At 74.5% G+C, this 2,310-nt stretch carries 2 protein-coding genes; both read right to left on the bottom strand.

All coding sequences use genetic code 11. The annotated features are described in order from the left end of the window. Positions 1 to 110 precede the first annotated feature (110 nt). Positions 111 to 1,565: a chloride channel protein gene (locus ABD194_RS19620; protein ID WP_343994631.1), complete on the bottom strand. Its 1,455-nt coding sequence runs from the start codon at positions 1,563 to 1,565 to the stop codon at positions 111 to 113. 157 nt (positions 1,566 to 1,722) lie between these two features. Further along, positions 1,723 to 2,310 (bottom strand): LysR substrate-binding domain-containing protein (locus ABD194_RS19615; RefSeq protein WP_343994629.1); only part of this gene is annotated, 588 nt, incomplete at its 5' end.

Here is a 2,310-nt window from a genome sequence, read left to right as displayed (position 1 = left end):
GAGGACGAAGCAGGCCGAGCCGGCCATGAAGAGCCAGGCGACGGCGGCGTTGAGCCGTTCGGGTCGCGCGTGCATCCGGCTGCCTCCCGTCCCGGGTTGTAGGGCCACCACTATCCGGCGCGCGGTGGCCGCGGCGACTCCCCCTCTACGGGTGACTGGCGGCCGCTCGAGTGGTCGACCTCCTGCGCCGGATCGTGTGTCGAGCCCTGGGTCGAGCCCTGTGTCGAGCCCTGTGTCGAGCCCTGCGTCGGGCCCTCCTTCGGACCAGGCGCCGGGAGCACGAGGGTGACGACGAACGACACGACCACGGCGACGATCACCTGCGGTATGCCGGGCAGGCCGTCGCTGCCCATGAGGAGCGTCGCGAGCAGCACCGACGTGAGCGGCAGCCGCAGCATGGCGCAGCACATGGCGCCGATGCCGGTGCCGATGGCGGGCGCGAGCTCCATGCCGGGCAGGGGGCTGAGGGCGGTCCCCAGGACCGCACCGAGGAACATCGCCGGGAACACCGGGCCGCCGCGGAAGGCGGCCAGCGACAGGCCGTAGGCGAGCGCCTTGAGGACACCGAGCAGCACCAGCACCCCGATGGAGTACCCCGCGGCGTTGGCCACGAGCCCGGGCAGCGCGCTCTGCCCCGAGAACAGCACCTCGCCGAACCCGCGTCCCGTGACGACCTGGTAGGCGGTGGCGCACAGGCCGATCAGCAGGCCGAGCGCGACGGTGACGAGCGCGCGGCTGCGGTGCACGAGGGGTCGGACCGTGAGCCCCACCCACCGGATGCCCCAGCCGAGCAGGGCGGCGACGACGCCGACCGCGACGGACCACAGCAGCGAGGCGACGGTCGGTTGCACGCCCGGCGGGACGGACGTCAGGGCGAGGGAGAACGTCCCGAGGCCGGTCCAGGCGTCGAGCCCGACGAAGACGAGGGCGCCGATGCCCGAGGCGAGCAGCCCCGGCAGCGCGACGAGGCTGAGGGTCGCCCCCGCGATGCCGGCCGCCTCCATGATGAGGAAGGCGCCGAGAAGCGGCGAGCCGAGCAGCGTGCTGATGGCGGCGAAGCTGCCGGCCGACGCCATGACCGTGACGGCCATGGGCGGCGCGTCACGCCGGGCGAGCCGCACCGTCAGGGCCGCGAGGCCGCCACCGATCGCGATGAGCGGCGCCTCCGGCCCGAGGACCGCTCCGAGCCCGAGGGTGGCGAGCGCGGCGAGCACGATGCCGGGCAGGTCGCGGCCGGTCGCCGGCCCCCCGGCGGCGTGGAAGCCGAGGGAGGGTGAGTGGCCGGCCGTGCCCGGGAGGCGACTGATCGTCAGGGCCACGAGCAGGCCGCTGAGCATGAGCCACGGCACCGGCCACCAGGCCGGCGGCGTGCCGTCGAAGAGGCCGTTCGGCAGGTCGGTGAACAGGTATGCCTGCAGCTTGGAGACCAGCGCGAGGAAGCCGTAGGCGACGGCCGAGACCGGGATGCCGAGCAGTGCGGCGAGGACCAGGGCCGAGAGGTACGCCCGGGAGCGCACCGTGCTCGCCGGGTCCAGCGGAGCCGGTGCGCCCGGCGGGGCACCCATGTCAGTCACCTCGGCCTGCCTCCTCGGGAGAGCGAGGAGCAGGAGGAGCTCCGCGCCGCGTGCGGGACCTGTTCAGGCCAAACTAGCCCGGCCCGTCAGCCCCTCGCCGAGGATCGAGGAGGACCGCAGCGTCAACGACGGTCGGAAACGGCACGTCTCACGACGAACCGCCTGCCCCGGCGCCGGAGCCGGGGCGAGCCCGGCCGCGGCGAGCAGCTCTCGCGGCCTCCCGCCGCACGAGCCCGCTCAGGCGGTCGAGGTGCGCGGACGGCAGCCGCCACCGCTGCCAGTAGAGCGGCACGTCGACGTGGTCGCGCGACCCGAGTCGGACGAGGTCCCCCGACTCGAGGAGGGGCTCGAGCTGGCTGGTCAGGAGCGCCCCCCACCCCAGACCGGCGCGCACCGCCGTGACGAAGCCACCGCCGTCCGGTACCTGGTGCGTCGGCGGGTCCACCGTGACACCGTGCCGGGCGAGGATGCGCTGCTGGATGTCGTCCTTGTCGTTGAAGCGGACCAGCGGCATGCCAGCCCAGTCGAGGCCACGCCCCAGCCGGTGACGCCGGACGAGTGCAGGCGTCGCCGCGGGCAGGTACCTCAGCGTCACCAGCGGCTCCGTCGAGCAGCCCTGCACCGGGGTCGGGTCGGAGGTCACGGCGGCGAGCACCTCCCCGGACCGGAGCAGCCGGGCCGAATGGTCCTGGTCCTCGACCCGCAGGCGCAGCACGACGTCGTCCCAGGCGCCCGG

This window comes from Terrabacter terrae, assembly GCF_039529575.1.
Lineage (GTDB): Bacteria > Actinomycetota > Actinomycetes > Actinomycetales > Dermatophilaceae > Terrabacter > Terrabacter terrae.
Note: the sequence above shows the minus strand (reverse complement) of the source record. Positions and strands in the feature narration are given on the sequence as shown.